17 protein-coding genes are annotated in these 18,735 nt (G+C 59.9%); 12 read left to right on the top strand and 5 right to left on the bottom strand.

Features of this window, described 5'->3' with window-relative positions; genetic code table 11:
* The first annotated feature begins 78 nt into the window (after positions 1-78).
* Complete coding sequence (locus ACP0KA_RS19545) at positions 79-1,803, top strand: winged helix-turn-helix domain-containing protein (protein WP_424630387.1); 1,725 nt, start codon at positions 79-81, stop codon at positions 1,801-1,803.
* A gap of 9 nt (positions 1,804-1,812) precedes the next feature.
* On the opposite strand, the gene ACP0KA_RS19540 is transcribed toward ACP0KA_RS19545, so the two are convergent.
* Positions 1,813-2,712 (bottom strand): LysR family transcriptional regulator, encoded by a 900-nt coding sequence (locus ACP0KA_RS19540; protein WP_424630386.1) that lies wholly within the window; start codon positions 2,710-2,712, stop codon positions 1,813-1,815.
* 129 nt (positions 2,713-2,841) lie between these two features.
* On the opposite strand from ACP0KA_RS19540, the gene ACP0KA_RS19535 reads away from it, so the two are divergent.
* From ACP0KA_RS19535 to ACP0KA_RS19510, 6 genes are all read left to right on the top strand, one after another.
* Positions 2,842-3,831 (top strand): Bug family tripartite tricarboxylate transporter substrate binding protein, encoded by a 990-nt coding sequence (locus ACP0KA_RS19535; RefSeq protein WP_424630385.1) that lies wholly within the window; start codon positions 2,842-2,844, stop codon positions 3,829-3,831.
* Between the two features lie 53 nt (positions 3,832-3,884).
* Positions 3,885-5,105 carry an FAD-dependent monooxygenase gene (locus tag ACP0KA_RS19530; protein ID WP_424630384.1) on the top strand — a complete coding sequence of 407 codons (1,221 nt, stop codon included), beginning with the start codon at positions 3,885-3,887 and terminating at the stop codon, positions 5,103-5,105.
* A gap of 52 nt (positions 5,106-5,157) precedes the next feature.
* Positions 5,158-6,354: a CaiB/BaiF CoA transferase family protein gene (locus ACP0KA_RS19525; RefSeq protein ID WP_424630383.1), complete on the top strand. Its 1,197-nt coding sequence runs from the start codon at positions 5,158-5,160 to the stop codon at positions 6,352-6,354.
* A 92-nt stretch (positions 6,355-6,446) separates the two neighbouring features.
* On the top strand, positions 6,447-7,313 hold the full coding sequence (locus ACP0KA_RS19520) for an MBL fold metallo-hydrolase (RefSeq protein ID WP_424630382.1): 867 nt from the start codon (positions 6,447-6,449) through the stop codon (positions 7,311-7,313).
* A 130-nt stretch (positions 7,314-7,443) separates the two neighbouring features.
* Entirely contained in the window at positions 7,444-8,199 is a 756-nt protein-coding gene (locus ACP0KA_RS19515; protein ID WP_424630381.1) for a F0F1 ATP synthase subunit A, read from the top strand.
* A 130-nt stretch (positions 8,200-8,329) separates the two neighbouring features.
* The gene (locus ACP0KA_RS19510; protein ID WP_424630380.1) at positions 8,330-8,812 is read left to right on the top strand and encodes a PaaI family thioesterase; all 483 of its coding nucleotides are present in this window, start codon (positions 8,330-8,332) and stop codon (positions 8,810-8,812) included.
* A gap of 141 nt (positions 8,813-8,953) precedes the next feature.
* Here ACP0KA_RS19510 and ACP0KA_RS19505 read toward each other — a convergent pair whose 3' ends face one another.
* The 3 genes from ACP0KA_RS19505 to ACP0KA_RS19495 form a co-directional block, all read right to left on the bottom strand.
* Positions 8,954-10,153, bottom strand: coding sequence for an adenylate/guanylate cyclase domain-containing protein (locus ACP0KA_RS19505; protein WP_424630379.1), 1,200 nt, complete (start codon positions 10,151-10,153; stop codon positions 8,954-8,956).
* A 175-nt stretch (positions 10,154-10,328) separates the two neighbouring features.
* Positions 10,329-11,378: an SAM-dependent methyltransferase gene (locus ACP0KA_RS19500; RefSeq protein ID WP_424630378.1), complete on the bottom strand. Its 1,050-nt coding sequence runs from the start codon at positions 11,376-11,378 to the stop codon at positions 10,329-10,331.
* 234 nt (positions 11,379-11,612) lie between these two features.
* Complete coding sequence (locus ACP0KA_RS19495; protein ID WP_424630377.1) at positions 11,613-13,169, bottom strand: S10 family peptidase; 1,557 nt, start codon at positions 13,167-13,169, stop codon at positions 11,613-11,615.
* A 209-nt stretch (positions 13,170-13,378) separates the two neighbouring features.
* On the opposite strand from ACP0KA_RS19495, the gene ACP0KA_RS19490 reads away from it, so the two are divergent.
* Positions 13,379-13,669: a hypothetical protein gene (locus ACP0KA_RS19490; RefSeq protein WP_424630376.1), complete on the top strand. Its 291-nt coding sequence runs from the start codon at positions 13,379-13,381 to the stop codon at positions 13,667-13,669.
* Between the two features lie 69 nt (positions 13,670-13,738).
* On the opposite strand, the gene ACP0KA_RS19485 is transcribed toward ACP0KA_RS19490, so the two are convergent.
* The gene (locus tag ACP0KA_RS19485) at positions 13,739-14,689 is read right to left on the bottom strand and encodes an oxygenase MpaB family protein (RefSeq protein ID WP_424630375.1); all 951 of its coding nucleotides are present in this window, start codon (positions 14,687-14,689) and stop codon (positions 13,739-13,741) included.
* A 311-nt stretch (positions 14,690-15,000) separates the two neighbouring features.
* Between ACP0KA_RS19485 and ACP0KA_RS19480 the strand changes: the two genes are divergently transcribed.
* The 4 genes from ACP0KA_RS19480 (at position 15,001) to ACP0KA_RS19465 (ending at position 18,639) form a co-directional block, all read left to right on the top strand.
* The gene (locus tag ACP0KA_RS19480) at positions 15,001-15,174 is read left to right on the top strand and encodes a hypothetical protein (RefSeq protein ID WP_424630374.1); all 174 of its coding nucleotides are present in this window, start codon (positions 15,001-15,003) and stop codon (positions 15,172-15,174) included.
* Between the two features lie 200 nt (positions 15,175-15,374).
* Positions 15,375-16,346 carry an ABC transporter substrate-binding protein gene (locus ACP0KA_RS19475; protein ID WP_424631662.1) on the top strand — a complete coding sequence of 324 codons (972 nt, stop codon included), beginning with the start codon at positions 15,375-15,377 and terminating at the stop codon, positions 16,344-16,346.
* A 114-nt stretch (positions 16,347-16,460) separates the two neighbouring features.
* A complete protein-coding gene (locus ACP0KA_RS19470; protein ID WP_424630373.1) occupies positions 16,461-18,209 on the top strand; it encodes an adenylate/guanylate cyclase domain-containing protein in 1,749 nt (582 codons plus the stop codon).
* Between the two features lie 169 nt (positions 18,210-18,378).
* Positions 18,379-18,639: a hypothetical protein gene (locus tag ACP0KA_RS19465; RefSeq protein WP_424630372.1), complete on the top strand. Its 261-nt coding sequence runs from the start codon at positions 18,379-18,381 to the stop codon at positions 18,637-18,639.
* Positions 18,640-18,735 lie beyond the last annotated feature (96 nt).

The following is an 18,735-nucleotide window of genomic DNA, read 5'->3' as shown; positions in this document are numbered from 1 at the left end:
CGGGTTTAGGATGTCGACGGCGCTGGAGCCGGCTTTAAGGGATTTCAGCGGCGCAAAAGCCGGTTGGTGGGGGGCACCTTGTTTCGTTTCGCCGGTTTCGAGCTGGACCAGCAGCGCGATGAGCTGCGTGGGCCTGATGGGGTGGGCGTTAAGCTCCGGCCGAAGACCTTCGAGATGCTGCGCCTGTTCGCGACCAATTCCGGCCGGGTGCTCAGCAAGCAGGAATTAATGGAAGCAATCTGGCCGAACGTTCACGTCGGCGAGGACAGCCTGTTCCAGGGTATCCGCGAGCTACGCACCGCGCTCGGGGACGACCAGCGGCAGATGATCAAGCTCGTGTCCGGCCGCGGCTATGTGCTGACGGCGGAGGTGGCTGTCTTAGAACCTGCCCCAGCCCCCGATGCGATCTCCCCTGTCCAGCCGATCGATGCCTTACCCGCATCGCCGACCGAGATTGTCATCGCGCCGTCACACCCCCAACGATCGATCTTCGGTTTGAGTGGGCGCGTGGCGGCTGCTGCGGCTGTTTTCTGTGTGGTCATCGGGTTTGCAGTCGCGGCGCTGGTGTTGAGGCCGGACTTTATCTTCAAGCGAACACCGCCGGTCATCGCCGTGATACCGATTGTCGATGCTAGCAACGACCCGCGCGGCGGGGCAATGGCGGGCGAGGTCACCAGCCGCCTCGCCGATGGTTTCGCCAGGATCGACGACATCAGGATTGTCACGCCGCAATCGCCAGGCGCGCGCGGCGACAACAAGACCGCACTGGCCGCTTCAGCCGATTTTGAAATCCGCGGCGAATTGCAGCGCGTCGATCAATCGTGGACCTTGCGCTCGCGCATCGTCAAAAGGGCCACCGGCGAGGTCCAATCGGTCGCGACCATTACCGTCGACGCCAACGACACGGACGAACAACTTCAGCAAACGCGGCTTGCGGCGGGCGCCGGTCATCTGCTTGCGCGCCGCCTGAACGACCAATTGGAGGCTGACAAGTCTCCGGCTGCGAATGACAGCGTGTCGATGGGCGATTCCAAAGTCGTTATCGAGCAGGCTCTCGCTTCGATCAATAAAACAACACGCGAACGTTTCGGCATGGCGCAGACGATCCTGCAAAAGGCACTCGCCGACAAACCTGACAGCGTAAACGTCGCGGTCGCGCTATCCGCCCTTCAACTGCGCGGCATTCAGATGCGCTGGTATAGCCCGAACGATGCGATGGCAGCCGAGGCCCATGCGAGTACAACACTCGAGCGGGCACTGCGGGCGCGACCCAACTCCATTCCCGTGCTCGAGACCTATTGCCGCTTTCTCAGCGCGACCAACCATTTTCTGGAAAGTCTCGTTGCCTGCGCGCGGGTCTTGAGCTTCGATCCGTGGAACGGCGGCGCGCTTTATCTTGTCGGTCTCGGGCAGATCTTCCTCGGCCGCTTTGAAGATGCGCTCGCGACATTCCAGCAAGCCGACCGCTTCGACACACCGGCCGTGTCTCGCTGGACATGGCTGCTCGGCGCGGGATGGGCGAACCAGTTGATGGGGCGCGGCGCCGACGCAGTGCCGTGGTTCCAACGTTCGATCGCCATCACGAAGGCGTCCGGGCGCACGCAGATGATGCTTGCCGCCGCCTATCAGCAAGCGGGCCAGTTCGATGAGGCAAAGGCCGCCATGCAGGAGGGCTTGAAGATGGTGCCCGGCACGACCCGGCTCAATGTCGGACCGCCGACGAAAAACACCAGCCCGATTTATCTCGCAGCGACCGACAAAGTCATCCAGTTCATGGTCGACGCCGGCCTGCCGGAAAAATGAAGCTGGCTGCTACATGACGGACTTCGCGGCGTTGGCAACAGCGAAATCGCGAAATCCTTCCGCTGCGGGCGACAGCGTATGACCGCGGCGCGTGAACAGCGAGATGTTCCGGTGAATGATCGGCTGAACGGTCGGCACCGACACCAACCCGAAGGACGCCAGCATCGGTTTTGCAGCAAGAGGTTGGGCCGTAATACCCTCGCCGATCTTAACCAGCCCGAACGCCGTTGCGAGATATGAGACCTCGTGAACCGGAGAGATCACGAGAGACGATGATTTCGCGGACAGATCGGTTTGCAGACGAGCAGTGAAATCCCGCGTCAGGCTGATGAATGGATAGCTCAGCACTTTCTTCCAGGTGACGAATTTCTGTTTCGCAAGCTCATGGTGCCGCGGACAGACCACGTCGATACGGTCCGCAAACAACCGCGTCTCCTCGATTTCCGGCGGGGTGGGCCGCTGCGGCGCGACGCCGAGATCAGCTTCACCGATCAGGATTCGCCGCAGCACCTCCTCGTTCAACGTATCCAGCAGACGGATATCGATGTTCGGAAACCGCGCGCGAAATCCCGCAACCACTTCGGGGACGAACGTTGACGCATAAAGCGGCGTGCAGCTGACGCGAACGATGCCGCGGCGGCGGTCGCGAAGCTGGGCCGCTCCGCTCACGGCGGACTCCAGATCCTCGATCACCTTGGTCGCCGGCGGAAGGAAGTCGATGCCGGCAGCAGTGAGCGAGATCCCGCGCGGGCCGCGATCCATCAACCGTACCTTCAGTTCGCGCTCCAGATCCCGAATGAGAAGGCTGAGCGCGGACTGGGTGACATGCAGCCGCCTCGCCGCCAGCGTGAAGCTTTTCAACTCGCTGATAGCGACGAATGCGCGCAGATGGCGAATTGAAACGTTCATAAGATTTCCTCATGGCTGAATGAGAACATTCAATTTTTTTCATATCGGGGATTGAGCTAAGAGGCAATTCAGCCCGGCAAATCGCAGCAGCGTTGTCGATGAAAGATCGGGCAAGACACGGAGAAACGTATGTTTGGCTTGGCAAACACGAGATTATGGGCGCTTCTGGCGGCGCTTTTCGCAGCCGCAATATCCCCTTCCTTCGGCGCGGACGAGGTGGCTTATCCGAAGCAGCCGGTTCGCATCATTGTGCCCTATGCCGCGGGCGGATCGACCGACGCGATTGCGCGGCTGGTCGCCAAGGAGCTCTCGGACGAACTCGGGCAACCGTTCTATGTCGAAAACAAACCCGGCGCCGGCGGCATTCTCGCCCACGACATCGAGAGCAAGGCGCCGGCTGACGGAACAACGCTGCTGTTCAGCTCCGCGGGCCCGCTGACGGTGACCCCGCATATCCAGCCGAAACTGCCCTACAAGCCGATCGACGATTTCGCGCCGATCAAACTCATTGCAACTGCACCGCTGCTTCTGGTGGTCAGAAAAGACCTGCCGGTGAAAACCTTTCAGGAGCTCGTCGACTATGCCCGTAAGCAACCCGGCAAGCTGACCTACGCTTCGTTCGGGTATGGCAGCGCCGCGCATCTCGCCGGCGAGATGTTCAAGCTGCGCGAGAAGGTCGATATCCTGCACGTGCCTTTCAAGGGAAGCGCTCCGGCTCTCACGGCCCTGATTGGCGGTGAAGTCGACATGATGTTCGACGTTCTCGTCACCGCGCTGCCACAGGTTCAGGCCGGCAATCTGCGCGCGCTCGCGATCACGGCGGACAAGCGCTGGGCGTTGACGCCGGACACCCCAACCATGGCGGAAGCAGGATTGCCCAAGTTTGAAGCCAACACCTGGTTCGGGTTGCTGGCGCGTGCCGGCACACCGCAGCCGATCATCGACAAGTTGTCATCCGCTTTGGACAAGAGCCTGGCCAAGGAAGAATTCCGCAAGGCGTTGACGACGCAGGGCTCCGAAGTGGCTGGTGGAACGCCCGCGCAGTTCAACACCTTCTTCCGCTCTGAATACGAGAAATGGGGCGCCATGATCAAGGAAGCCGGCATTCAGACGCAGTAAATCATCTTAAGCCTCTCAGTTCGCGAAAATTGACGAAGCGGAATTGTAAACACATGAAGACGATCATCATTGGCGCCGGCATCGGCGGATCTGCACTCGCGCTCAGCATGGAAAAAGCCGGGCTGGACTATCTGCTGCTCGAGCAGGCTCCCTCGTTCGGCGAGGTGGGCGCGGGCATTCAGCTCAGCCCCAACGCCGTGCGCATTCTCAAGTGGCTCGGCCTCGGCAACGATCTGCAAGGCATCTGCGCCGAACCGGATTTTCACAAGTACTCCGTCTGGGACACCGGCGAGACAGTTTTGCGCGTGGCACTCAAGCCGCAGGTCGAGCAGATCTACGGCAGCCCCTACTATCACGCCTATCGTCCCGACCTGATCGATGCCCTCGCCCGCCGCCTCAATCCGCAGCGGATCAAAATGAACCAGAAGGTCGCATCGGTGGGACAAGGGCCGAACGGGGTCTTCGTCGTTTGCGAAAACGGCCAGAAGTACGGGGCGGATGTTCTGATCGGCGCCGACGGCATTCATTCCGTCGTGCGCGAGCAGATCTTCAGGCCGGATCCGCCGCGCGCATCCGGTTTCGTGGCATGGCGCGGCGTCATCAACGCCGAGGACATCGCCGACCTGAACATTCCTGTGTCGGCTTATATCGACATGGGGCCCAATCTGTCGTTCGTCTATTATTTCGTCTCCGGCGGCCGCAAGTTCAACTGGCTCGCAACCGGGCCTACGACCGGCGACAAACGCGAATCCTGGTCGCAGACTGCTTCAAAAGACGAGATCCTCTCCTCGTTCAACGGTTGGTACGATCGTCCCGCCCGCGTCATCGAGAGAACCAAGCAGATCTTCTCGACGGCGATGTATGATCGCAACCCATTGGAAAGCTGGGTTGACAACCGCATCGCACTGATGGGCGACGCCGCGCACGCCATGCTGCCCTATCACGCCTCCGGTGCAGGCCAGAGCATCGAGGACGCTTGGGTTCTCTCGCGCGCGCTGCAGATCGGTGTGGCAGACCCGGAAGCTGCCCTGAAGCGGTATCAGGAATTGCGGCTGGACCGCGCCAACCGCATGGTGCGGCATTCCCGCGAAGCCGAAGGTTGGTATCATCTCGCGGACGTCGATAAAGTCGCGCGCCGCAACGAGCGTTTCCGAAAGAAGAACGAAACCTTCGGCGATCGCATCACGCCCGAGCAGCACTGGCTCTACAGCTATGACGCCGAAAAGGCGGTGCTTGGGCAGGACCATGAGTGGCGCAGCCTGCCGGCGTGGTGAGCAGTCACCAAACTCATGATCTGATCTCCGCAATTCAAAACGAGAAGCAAGAATGACCATGTCAGGACGAGCCCTGGACGGGCTCAAGGTGATCGACCTCAGCCGCGTGCTCGGCGGACCCTTTGCCACGCAACTTCTGGCGGATCACGGCGCCGACGTGATCAAGGTAGAGCCTCCGCAGGGAGACGAAGTGCGCGATTGGGGCCCTCCGTTTCACGAGGAGGACGCGGCGTATTTTCTCGGCATCAACCGCAACAAGCGTTCGATCGGGCTCGACTTGACGCAGCCCGAGGGACGCGAGGTGTTGCTGAAGCTGCTGACCGACGCCGACGTTCTCATCGAAAACTTCAAACCAGGCTCAATGGAAGCCTGGGGCATCGGTTACGACCAACTGAAGGAGTGCTTTCCGCGGCTGATCTATTGCAAGGTGTCCGGCTTCGGCGCCGATGGCCCGCTCGGAGGCTTCCCCGGTTACGACAGCGTCGTCGGCGGCATGGTCGGCCACGCCAGCGTCAACGGTGCGGATGAGCCCGGCCCGATGCGGCTCGGGCTTCCGGTGGTCGATATCTCGACGGGGCTTTACTGCGTCAACGGCATTCTGCTGGCTGCATTCGAACGCGTCCGATCCGGTAAAGGACAGTTTCTCGAAATCACGCTGTACGATGCGGCGATGTCGTTGATGCACCCGCATTTCACGAACTTCTTCATGTCGGGCAAGGTGACCAAGCGCACCGGCAACCAGCACGCCAGCCTCGTACCCTATGGCATGTTTCCGACGCGCACCGTTCCCGTGATGTTGGGCGTCGGCAACGACAAAGCGTTCCGAAAGCTCTGCGATGCGATCGGCCGGCCCGAACTCGGGCGCGATCCACGCTTTGCGACCAATGGTGACCGGCAGACCAACCGCGTGGCGCTCAACGAGCTCATCACCGAACGGCTCAGCGATGTGGATGGCGAGGCCTTTGCGCTGGATCTGCTGCGCGCCGGGCTGGTCTGCGGACCTGTTCTGGATACCAAGCAGGCGGCGGAAAGCGAGCACACCAAAGCGCGAGGCATCATCTACGAGGATGACTGGTATCGCGGTATCGGGACGCCCATTCGGCTGCAGCGAACCCCCGGCGGCTTGAAATCGAAACCGCCGAAGTTCTCTCAGCACGCGCGCGAAGTGTTGTCCGAGCATGGCTTCGACTCCACCGCCATCGATCAGCTGACGGAAACCGGTGTGGTCGCCACAAGCCGCCGCAAGTGACGAGCCGAGGAAAATAGCGACCTGCCCGGCACGCCGTATCGGTCGGCCGGGCAGATCACAACCGCACTCCCGGAATGAAGATGGACGGCGCGATGAGCGAGAAAACCGAACCGGTCACAGTCAGCGAGCCGGCTCAAGCCCCCTATCGCATTCAGATTGGCGACGTCACGGTCATCGCGCTCTCCGATGGTTATATCAAAGGCGGCGAAGGCATTCTGCGCAATGTTGAACCCGACGCAGCCGCTGACGTGCTTCGGGCCGCGAACCGCTATCCTCCTGTCGTTTACGTCAACGCATTCGTGGTGCAGACCATAGGCCGCACCATGCTGATCGACACCGGAAGCGGTTCATATATGGGACGGCGCGCCGGCACGCTCGCATCCAGCCTCGACGCGGCGGGCATCGCTGCGACGGATATCGATACGGTCTTTCTGACACACATCCATCCCGATCATATTGGCGGCTTGACGAACAACGGCGAGGCACGCTTCCCAAACGCCGAAGTGGCTGTGCATGCTGCGGAGGTCGCTCACTGGATGGACGACGCGACCATGCAGCAGGCTCACGAAAGCCAGCGCGCGCTGTTTTTTGAGGCCCCTCGCCAGCAACTTGCGCCCTATCGCGATCGCCTGCGCCTGTTTAACGATGACAGCGTATTTCCAGGCATGGCGGCGTTGGCTGCGCCGGGTCACACGCCCGGCCACACCACCTGTCTGATCAATTCCGGCAAGGACAGCCTGTTGATCTGGGGAGACACCGTCCACGTCCCGGAAGTTCAAACGGCTTTTCCGGACGCCGGAGTCGTTTTCGACCTCGATCCAGCAAAGGCTGCCGGCTCGCGACGTCGCATCTTTGAAATCGTGACCACGGACAACATTCCCGTCATGGGCATGCATGTCGGACCGCCTGGACTCGTGCACCTGGAACGGTGCGGCCAAGGTTATCGGCTCGTCCCTTAGCCGACGGCAGGCCGTGCGGGCTCTCGGCATTGACCTAAATCAATGCCGAGCGGTTCCATTCATCGACCTTGTTTATTCTGGAAATCTGCAGACATAGCGTAACGGGGCTCCGTCAACAAAGAGCCATGCCATGACGCTCGATCCGATCCACCAGTTCAACATCAACAACATCTTCACGATCGGCGAGATCGGCGGGCAGACGATCGCGTTCACCAACTCCTCGGCCTACATGCTGCTCACGGTCGCGGTGATTTCCTTGCTCGCGGTGACAGGCTTGAAGCGCCAGCAACTGGTTCCAGGCCGTTTCCAGTCTGCAGCCGAACTCACCTATGTGTTCGTCGCGAACATGATCCGCTCCACTGCTGGCGAAGATGGCATGAAGTTCTTCGCACTGGTGTACTCGATCTTCATGTTCATCTTGGTCTCGAACGTGATCGGCATTTTTCCCTACGCCTTCACGGTCGCGAGCCATATCATCGTCACGGCCGCATTCGCGTTGCTCGTGTTCATCACGGTGCTGATCTACGGCTTCTACAAGAACGGCCTGAAATTCTTTAAAATGTTCGTTCCGCAAGGTATGCCGTTCTACATCCTGCCGCTCGTCGTCACGATCGAGATCATTTCTTTTCTGTCACGGCCGGTGTCGCATAGCGTTCGACTGTTCGCCAACATGCTGGCCGGCCATGTCGCGCTCAAGGTATTCGCGGGCTTCGTCGTCATGCTCGGTGCTTCGCTCGGCGCAGTCGGCTGGATCGGTGGTGTGTTCCCGTTGGCGATGACGGTCGGGCTGACCGCGCTTGAATTATTGGTGGCCTTCCTGCAGGCCTACGTGTTTGCCATTCTCACCTGCATCTATCTCAACGACGCCATTCATCCCGGACATTAAGCAGGTCCAGCGGACAACGGTCGGCTCAGCGCGGCGGGCGTTGAAGCCATGCCTGCTGGTTTCGCCATTGACCACCTTCGATCGATTATATTATTACTATCATATCATAATTGGCTCGAAGGAGGATCCGGTGACAGCGTCAACTCAATCGCCAGTGGCGATGTCGCTTGAGCTCGCAAGCCGTATGCCCGGACTGGACATCATCCAGGGGTTGTTGGACGGCAAGGTGCCGCCTCCGCCCTTCGCAGAGATTACCAATGTCAATCCGGTGCTGGTCGAGCGCGGCCGCGTCACGTTCGAAGGCACGCCGTCTTCGCAGTTCAACAATCATATCGGCATCGTGCACGGCGGCTGGGCGTCATTGCTGCTGGACACGACCATGGGCTGCGCGGTGCACACCATGCTGGACGCGGGCTATGCCTACTCGACGATCGCGTTGAATGTGGCGTTTATCAAACCTGTGCGCGCGCTCGGCACCATTCGATGCGAGGCAACAGTGTTGCACTCGGGAAAGAGCACGGCTTCAGCCGAAGGCCGCGTGTTCGACAGCAAAGGCGCGCTGCTCGCCCATGGATCGGCAACTTTTTTCGTCTTTAAGACCGGCGCCGCCTGAAGATGGCAAGCGACGCCTGCCAGACGAGGAGGCACTCGTCATTTCAAGCTCCTTATGATGGCTTGAGTCAGCCGAGACCAGCCTCCGTTAACGCGAACACGGCGCATATGGTGCCATCGGCATCTGACGATAGCCCGACCTTCAGCCGTGATACGCGAACAGCTCGATCGGGTCACTGAAGCCTCGCACCGGATATTCCCCGACGCGTTCGAGAACGAAATCGTTTCCAACAAAGTCGGCAAACGCCCGAGATAGCAGCACGGTTTTGCCCAACTGCTTGGTGAGGCCTTCGAGACGCGAAGCCATGTTGACCGCCGGACCGATGACCGTGAAGTCAAGCCGCTCGCGCGACCCGATATTGCCGTACATGACGTCTCCCACGTGGACGCCGATGCCGTAATTCAGCGGCGCTCGGCCGGTCTCGCTGTTCTTTTCGTTCAGCGCAACCATGGCCTGACGGGCCTCACTCACGGCGCGCAGCAAATTTGCACAGGCCGAGGGCTCGCTGAGCGGGAAAATGGCGAGCAGACCGTCGCCGATGAATTTCAGGATTTCCCCGCCGTGCCGCTCGATCGGCGCCGCCATGGCATCGAAATAATCGTTCAGAAGATCAATGACGTCATCGCGCGGCCAGTTATCGGAGATCCGGGTGAAATCACGCAGATCACAGATCATGATCGCGGCGCTGACCGTCATCCCGCTTCCGCGCCGGGTGGCGCCGGCCAAAATGAGCTCACTGGCGTGCGACCCGACATAGGTTTCCAGCAGCGTCCGCGCCAGCCGGTTCTTGACCCGAATTTCGCTGACCAGCGCCAGAACCGGCAACAGTCGCGAGAGACCGCCGATATGCGCCGCTTCGAAACCGCCACGCCGGTCGGTCGCGAAGGTCACGACATGGAGCTTGCCGAGCGAATGATACATCGGCCACGCCACATAATCGGTCAGCCCTTTCGCTCGCATCCCGTCATAGACGGCGTGCTTGCGGCCGAGCGAGGGATCGCGTTCGAGATTCTCACGCACCTCGGAGGCCCCCTCACGGATTTCGTTGACGGGGCTGCCGATGTATTCGGATCGCTCCGTGACCTCGTGGTCAACTCTCTCAAGCTCGGCCTCAGCCATCCCGTCGCCCCAGGTAATCCGGGCGCCGATCCACTGCGGGTGTTGGATCAGCATATGAAGCGACGCCCGCTTGACGGGAATGCCCTCCTGCTGAAGCCGGACACACAACTCAGTGAAAATATTGTCGAGGAAGCGCTCACCGCGCGTGTGGTGGATCAGCCAGTGCACAAGGTCGCCATCGGACGCCGGGGTGACGGGATCGATGTGGGGTGGCGCGTTCATAGCGTGCTCCTAAGCGGCGACTGATAGCGAGTGTACAGGATATGTCGTGTCCCCACTCGACACGTCAACAGGGTTGACCGCAGCCTGCTTATGCGGATCGGAGTTCAGGGAAGCGGCGCCCAGCGGAACCTGCAACGGGTGATGCCGGCCTTGCCCGGAGACAACGAAGGTTGCTTTAGTCACCGGCCTCGGCAACGTGACTTAGCGCTTCTGAAGACTGTGCATCTGAGGATGCAACGACCCGCTGCGGACAAGATGCTGTCTCCAGCTTGGTGGCTAGCACCGTGCTGTACGGGTTGGTGAAGATGAACACCTTCGAACTGCGCCAGATGATCCGTTCCAGTTCGACGAATGTGCGCATCTTCAGCCGATACTTCCACAACACGAGATGCTGAAGGAAATTCCACGTGAGGCCCCAGGCCCAGAACGGCAGTCGCCGATAACGGATCGGGCCGAAGCCGAGCCGGCGCAGCTTGTAGACGAGAACATTGGCGCCGACAAAATTGTAGCGCCAGTTGTCGAAGAAAACAGTGACGCTGTGGTAATCCTCTTTACGCCGGCAATGATCCAGCGCGCCGGGTGTCTGAATCAGAAGGCTCCCCCCCGGCTTCAGCATTCGCCAGCAGCGCTCCAGCCACGCATCCATGTCTTTGGTATAGCCGATGGATTCCAGTGAATAAATGGCGTCGAAACTTTCACTCGGCAGATCCAGGCTGTCGAAGTCGGTAACAATCACCTGCCCGCGCCCGCCGAGTTTTGCAAATTTCCGCCGGCAGATGTCCGCCTGCACGGGTGAGTTGGTCACGCACACGATTTCGATATTGCAACGGCTGGCGAGGTAATACGCCGCGGCACCGGATCCACATCCGAGGTCCAACACCCGCATCCCGTCCCTCAGATTCAAAAGAACGTATTCGGCCTCATAGGGACGCGAGAATGCCAGCCGTGGGAAAATGCACGTGCTGTAGTTCGCCTGCTCGTCGCGATACGTGCCGAACACGTCATCATATGTCCGTGTCTCGTCGTCGTGCTTGAGAAAGTCGTCCGGCTTTGGTGTCCACTCGATCAACTGCGCCTGCTCGAACGGATTCAATTCGTGACCGATCTCGCTTGCATCCTTCGGCCGGGTCACCAGGAGAAACAGCACATAATGAAGAGCGTTGTAAGCCACGAACAGCGCGATGATGATCACCACGGCCAATAGAAGCGTCGAAACAATGTTCAAGGTCGCTCCTGTCCCCACTGAACGCTCTGAAAATGATGGAATTTCTCACGTCGATCGGGTCACACGGCCAGACAGCACCGTGCGCAATATGCTAGTATGCTTGTCTTGGAGAACACAAGAGAACTGGCTCGCTATTGGATGACGTCTTGGATGACGCGGGAAGCCCCCGGTGGTTCCGGAGGCCGTTGGGCAAATTATTTTGGCTCGCGAAAGTAAGCACAGACCGCCAACAGATTACCGCACCGAGCCGCCATCCTGCGCGGTGCGGCCATGACCGGCATAAAACGCCTTTGCGTCGGCCGTAAATTCAGTCCGCGACGATGGCTTTGTGTAGAGCATGTGGCCACCGCGATAGACGTCGAAGGTCACGCGGTGCTTGATGTTGTCCGGCAGGTGATCGACAACGTATCTGTTGACTGAATAAGGCACCACCAGATCGCTGTAGCCTCCTGCGATCAGCACCCGCATCGAGGGATTTACCGATAAGAGCTGACGGAGATCATCGCTGGCGCTCACCTGGGAGCGAGAGCCGCGGCCCCAATCCCACTTCCCGTTGATATCATCGGCAAGGAGGATATACGTCATCTCGGTCTTGAAACCGAGCTGATCGCGGGCATAGTGGACGAAGGCTCCTCCATAGCTGCGAACGAAGCCATCGAGTATGGGATCATCGTTTTTCGCTGCGCTTGATTCAGGAAACGGATCGGGCGCGGAAAATGCGGCATCGTAGTGACTGACAACAGCACGATCGCCTCGCCGCAGATGTTTGACGAACTCATCGCGTATGAAGCCGCGTGTTTGACGGATCGTCTCGATCGGCATGCCTGTCAACTTGGCAACGCGGTCATAGAACGTATCCGCGGCCGCACCGCTCGGAGGCGACCCCGCGAGCGTGACCAGATAATCACGCATCGCAAATTGTTCGGCGGCTGCGATGCCGTCCTTTGAAAACGCATTCGTTCGGTCCATCTCTGCGGCCGCCAGCGATGGAAGCTCAAGCGCTGCGCCCAACGCAAAGCGATTGGCGCCGAACGTGAGCGGTCCTTCGAGAAGCGGCGACAGCATCAACATGCCTGACACAGCGATGCCCTGGTCCTGCTGAAGCACGCTCGCGACCTTCGCCGCACGCAGCCCGCCGTAACTTTCGCCGAACAAATAGATCGGAGAGGAAACGCGGCCGCCGTTCGCGATGTAGAGCGCGATGGTCTTGGCGATGGCCTGTGCATCCTGCCGCACCCCATAGAACTCCTTCGCCTTGTCGGCATTAACGGCACGGCTCCAGCCCGTCCCCACCGGATCGATCAACACCAGATCAGTGAAGGCGAGCCAGCTTTGCGGGTTATCGACCAATCTGGCATTCGCTCCGTCATGTCCCGACGGACCAAAATCGAGAATCTTGGGACCAACCAGACCGAGGTGCAGGAAAGCAGATGCCGCACCAGGCCCGCCATTGAAGACGAATGTCAGCGGACGGTCCGCGCCTTGGTTATTCACCACATAACTGGTGTAAAAAATCGCCGCCGATCGGTTGCCGTCCTGTTGATAGAGATTCAGCGTCCCTGCCGTGGCCTTGTACGGCAGGGTTTGGCCGCCAACGTTGAGGCTGTGTTCTGTGACGGAGTCGACCGGCAAGAGACCGAGAACGCCGGGCGACGATGCACCGCTCTGCTTGGAATGGCCAGGCGGCTGCTTGCTCTCGGTGGCTTGTGATGCAGCATCTTGCGCCTGCGCAAGATGAGAGAAACAAGCAAGAAGCATCGCTGAAATTATGACGCGGGCACTGTGCATCATCCTACCTCTTCGGGGTCATCGTGATCGCAGACGCTTCGCTCGAAAACGCGCTGAATTATGTCAATTCGGCGATCTTATGAGTCCTGCCGGCGTTTCGGCCTTGAACTGAATTCGAAGGCACTTAACTGCCGCACGCGTCGGGGAACGGCCGGCCCCGCGTGGAATTTGTCTAGCGTCTCTATCTTGCGCCGAAGTCAGGAAGGAAAACGATGAAACTGAACTCAGATCAGGTCACCCGAACCCTCAGCCAGTTTGACGCCCAGGTTATCCCCGACACTCACCCTGCGGTTCCCCAACTGAACAGCGTTTTCGGGGATCACACGTTCTTCTTGAACAACACCGGCCTGAACGTCCTGGAGCCTGCGGGAGCCTCGGACCAGGACGCCGAAGCGGGACAGATCGTCAATCTTGCCAACTGGAGCGATGACACGCAGTCGAGCTTGAAACTACACGAGCCCGAACTGACAGGCGTTGTCATCACGCTTGCGCCTAAACACTGATCGACCGATCGATCCGATCGTGTTGGCGACCAGGGCTAGATGCGCGCGCCGTAACGATTAGCACGCGCTTCACTGGGTCCAAGTGTCGCCGAGTTGTGGCCGTCCGATCCAGGCCTTGTTGAGACATCGGGTCGCCCAGTCGAGGTGGGGCTGTCCCTGCAGCCGCGCCTGGGCCTCCTGATAGGGGCCGACGGTGCGAATGCGCTCGGGCAGTTTGGGATAGATGCGTCGTATCCGGCTCAGCGCGCGATCCGCCGCTTTCCTGTCGTGGTCGTCGAAGGTGAAGCCGAAGCCTTCGCGCAATTGCTCCGGCAACATCTGCGCCGTGATGGCCCTGTACCATCGCGGCGGTCGCAGCCATGGCCGTCCCCCGGAAAAAATCTGTCCGGCCACCTTCCGCGCCGCGCCGCTGACGGTGAGAACATCCGATTGCATCATGGCCGCGTTGTAGGTGACGAAAGAGGCCCAGTCCGCCGGCAAATCATCCGGCCTTAAACCGAACAACGCCCCATACAGCTTGGATTCAGCCCAATATTGCTCGCGCTCGTCGACTGACAAAGGAGGCAACACAAGATCGTGGACCATGAGAGCGGTGTCGACGAGAGTCGCGTGAACCCAGCGCAGCGCCGAGACCTCGTTCGCGCGATAGGATGAACCGGCAGCGAAGGGACCGGCTGCTTCCGGCATGACGCCGACGATCGATCCGTGTCGCTGGTACAAGCGTCTGGCCGCAGCAAGAGCGTTATCGCGTGAGCCGAACACCATTGTGAAGACGACGTCGAAGGTACGGTGAAAGCGGCCAATCGGGTCGGCAAATGTTCGCGAGTGCTGGGCGACAGCCGCGGCCACCCAAGGGTGCGCCAGTTGAAGCAGCAGGGCACGGCCGCCGCCCAGAAAAAGGATGGCTTCGCGATCGACCCGCCATGTCACCGAAGCCGGGCCGAAGATGCCCTCCACCGAACCGGCGGCCTTAGCCCGGACGACCTCAAGAGCGGCTTCCAGCTCGCTGTGGGATACCAAGGGCGCACCTCTCGTCAGCCGCAGCGGGAACAATTATGAACGCCGTCGTCGCAGCAATGCCCTGATGATACTGAACGGGGCGTTCAAAGGCCATGACATGCGAGAAAATGTAAGACCGGGCCTCTGACTGCGGAAGGTATTTCCGCTCCATCGGTCAATTTGTCGGGCGATAAACCGCCAGAATTAACCCTACAAATAGCAAGTGGACGCCTGGAACACGTTGCCGAAAGGGACGGATTCGACAACCCCGCCTCGACATGGCAACCTCTCCCTATCCTTTAGAAATTTCGTAGCGCAATAACGAGCACGCCATGTATTCCGTTATTACGAGATTGATGCGTTCGAAAGACAAGAAGATGCGATCGTATTTCGCGATCTTCTCGACCCCAGACGGCGTTAAGGGAAGTCTCTCGGTCAAGGTGCCGAAGAAGAAAAGGGTCAATATTAAAACCCTCGTCCGCCGAATGATCGGGATCATCAAGTAAGCCTCCTCGGCCAGCGGATGTCTCCTCGCGCCATTTCCAGTTCATGATCCGGCGCGCCGCGCTGAATCATCTCATGAACAGCCAGTTCCGTAAGCCGGGCAGCTGGAGTATCCTGTGAGCGCGTGACTGAGAGACGTTGGTTGGATGGAGAGACAACCGTGCGTTCCGAACCTGTCGCCCTTGCCCAAACCCCGGACCGAGTGCGGCGGCGTGATTTTATCGCCATCGCCGGTGCGCTGGCATGGATGGGTCCAACCTTCGCTCAAGCGATGCCGGTCCTGGGATATCTAGGCCCTGAAAACCCGGACCGCTTCAGCAGTCGCCTCAAGGCATTCCGCGAAGGTCTCGCCGAAACCGGTTACATTGAAGGGCGAAATGTCACGATCGACTATCAATGGGCCGATGGGCACTACAACCGCCTGCCCGCTCTCGCCAAGGAGCTCGCAAGCCGTTCGGTGAATGTGATCGTCGGTGCGGGCGGAGCTGAAGTTGCGCTTGCGGCAAAATCGGCGACGTCGACGATTCCGGTGGTCTTCGAAATGGGTGGCGATCCCATCGCGCTTGGCGTGGTGGATAGCCTGTCCCGGCCGGGCGGCAATCTCACAGGCGTGTCGAGCCTGAGTGTCGAAGTGTCGCGCAAACGCCTCGAGTTCCTGCATGAGGTGCGCGCAGACAGCAAGATCTTCGCCTTCGCGCTCAACCCGACAAGCCCGACCTCAAACTCGCAGCTGAAAAACCTCGAGACAGCAGCCACGAGCCTGGGACTGGAGCTTGCTGTCCTGAAAGCCAACGATGAGCAGGAGTTTGAAGCCATGTTCATCGCTGCGCGCGACATGCGGGCGGGCGGACTCGTCTTCAGCTCGGACCCCTACTTCGCTTTTCGCAGCCAGCAGTTGGCCGCCTTCGCCGTCCGCTACGCGGTCGCCGCGATGACGCAATCCCGCGATTTTCCCAAAGCGGGAGGCCTGATGAGTTACGGCGGTGACTTCCATCAGTCCCACCGTCATGCCGGGATCTACGCTGGCCGTATCCTCAAGGGCGAAAAGCCGTCGGATCTTCCGGTGCAGCGTGTCACCAAAGTTGAACTTTTCATCAATCTGAAAGCTGCCCATGGCCTCGGCATATCGTTTCCACCTTGGGTCTTGAGCAGTGCCGATGCGGTGATCGAATGATGAGTGTTCCGATTCCGAAGTTCGCGCAGTCTTTGCGGCTTCATCCGGAAGAACTTCAAATTCGTGGCACTGGACCGATGAGCCGCCTTCCAGGCTAACTTGCGAGCTAACGCGATGTCCAATCCGCTCGCCGTCCAACGCACCTCACTCTTCAAGAAGTATTTCTACGCCCTCTTTGCCGCGGTCGTCGTGCCGCTGCTCATCGCAGGCGGAAGCGAAGCGTGGTTCGGCTATCACGATCAGCGCGCGCGGTTGAACGATCTCTTGAATGCGGAAGCCCGATACGCGGCCGTGAAGATCCATGATTTCATCGAAGGCATTCAGGACCAGCTCGCCTGGACCGTCTTGCTGCCATGGACGGAAGATACCGGCGACAGGCACAGGCTCGACGCCTTGCGCCTGCTGCGGCAAGTCCCCGCCATCGAGAGCCTCACCTTGGTCGATGCCGGTGGACGCGAACGCCTGTTCGTGTCCCGCATCGGCTTGAACAGAATTGAGAGCTTTGACGACCATGCCGCCAAACCCGCTGTGCTCGGAGCCCGTGCCGATCGGGTGTGGTTTGGGCCTGTGACCTATCATGGCGGCTCGGAGCCGTTCATGACCATCGCAGTCGCTGGAAACCGCGCCGCGAATGGCGTGGCCGTCGCGGAAGTGAATCTCAAGTTCATTTGGGATGTGATCTCGGGAATCCGGATCGGAAAAACCGGAGACGCGTTCGTGCTCGACCGGCCGGGCCGCCTCGTGGCGCATCCGGATATCAGCCTGGTCTTGCGGGCGGATGAGGCCGTGCAACGCCCGCTCCAGAGCGTGCGGACAGCCATTCTTGCCCGGCCGGATCAGGCGGCGGTGGGGCACGACGTTCGAGGCAACAGAGTGCTGGCGGCGATGACGCAAGTCCCCGGCGTCGATTGGAGTGTCATCATCAAGCAACCGCTGAGCGAAGCATTCGCTCCGATCTATGCGGCCCTTTTGCGTACGGCGTCATTGCTCGTGGCCGGTACGGCGCTCGCCGCGGGGCTCGCCTACTGGCTGACCAAACGCATGATCGAACCGATACGCCTGCTGGAAGAAGGTGTGACAAAAATTGGCGCGGGACACTTCGAGCATCGGATCAATCTCAAAACCAACGACGAATTCGAGCGGCTCGCCACGCGCTTCAATGAGATGGCCGGCGAGCTGGCGGTTTCGCAGGAGCGCTCGGAACGCATCGACCGGCTCAAGCGATTTCTCGCGCCGCAAGTGGCGGAACTGATCGATCGCACAGGTGACGATAGCGTTCTCGATGGACGACGCGTTGAAGTGGTCGTGGTGTTTTGCGACTTGCGCGGCTTCACGGCCTTCTCCGCGCAAGCCGAACCCGACATCATCATGAGCGTCTTGCAGGAATACTACGATGCGATTGAAAAGGTCGTCAGCGCGCACGAAGCAACGCTTGTCAACTTCACAGGTGATGGCGCGATGGTGCTGGTCAACGCACCAGTCTCCTGCACAGACCCGGCGTTGCGGGCCGTGGCTATGGCGCACGACATGCAAGCGAGCGTGCAGAAACTTCTCGAGAGCTGGCGCGAGCTGAACCACCGGCTCGGCTTTGGCGTGGGACTGGCCATGGGCCCCGCCACTGTCGGGCGGATCGGATCCGAAAGCCGCCTCGATTACAGTGCGATCGGCAACGTTGTGAACCTCGCATCGCGCTTGTGTGGAAGTGCTGCGGATTCCGAAATCCTGATTGATCGCGTTGCAGCTGCCGCCGTTGCGACGCGCGTGCCTTTGATCGAACTGGATTCGCGAACCTTTAAGGGCTTCGACCAGCCCGTGGCGGTGTTCGCGCCCGCTGCAGTATTTGCCGCCGGCTTGTCGAAATAGAAAACAGGCCGCGCCTTATCTGAAGAGTTCTCTCTCCCAGCATCCTCGTCGACATTGAGGCTGCACACCGGAACAGAGATTCGTTCCATCCCCGCCACTGATCTTTGCTCGGAACGTCCGCCGGTGGTGTGCGGTTAATCATCGCATACGCGATTGAGGGAGACATGCGATGAAAAATATTCTTGTTCTTACAGCGGCCGCAGCCAGCCTTCTCGCCGTGGTTCCGGCCAGCGCGGACGAAGTCGGCGTGGGGGTCGGTGTAGGGCCGCATGGTGCAGGCGTCACCGTCGGTGCTGCGCCGGATCGCTATCATGAGCATGATCGAACGACGGTCATCAAGGAACGCGAGCCGAGGGACAAGACAGTCATCATCAAGAAACACCGGGAGCCCGAACCGGATCGCAAGGTGATCATCGATCACGACGACTGAAGCCCGAGAAAGCCCCATGAATGGCTTTAGTGAGGCGTTATTCCCGTTAGCAGGCTTTCCGGCCTGCTGACGATGCCTGCATTGGAGATATTGAAA

This window comes from Bradyrhizobium sp. SYSU BS000235 (assembly GCF_049747295.1).
Classification (GTDB): domain Bacteria; phylum Pseudomonadota; class Alphaproteobacteria; order Rhizobiales; family Xanthobacteraceae; genus Afipia.
Note: the sequence above shows the minus strand (reverse complement) of the source record. Positions and strands in the feature narration are given on the sequence as shown.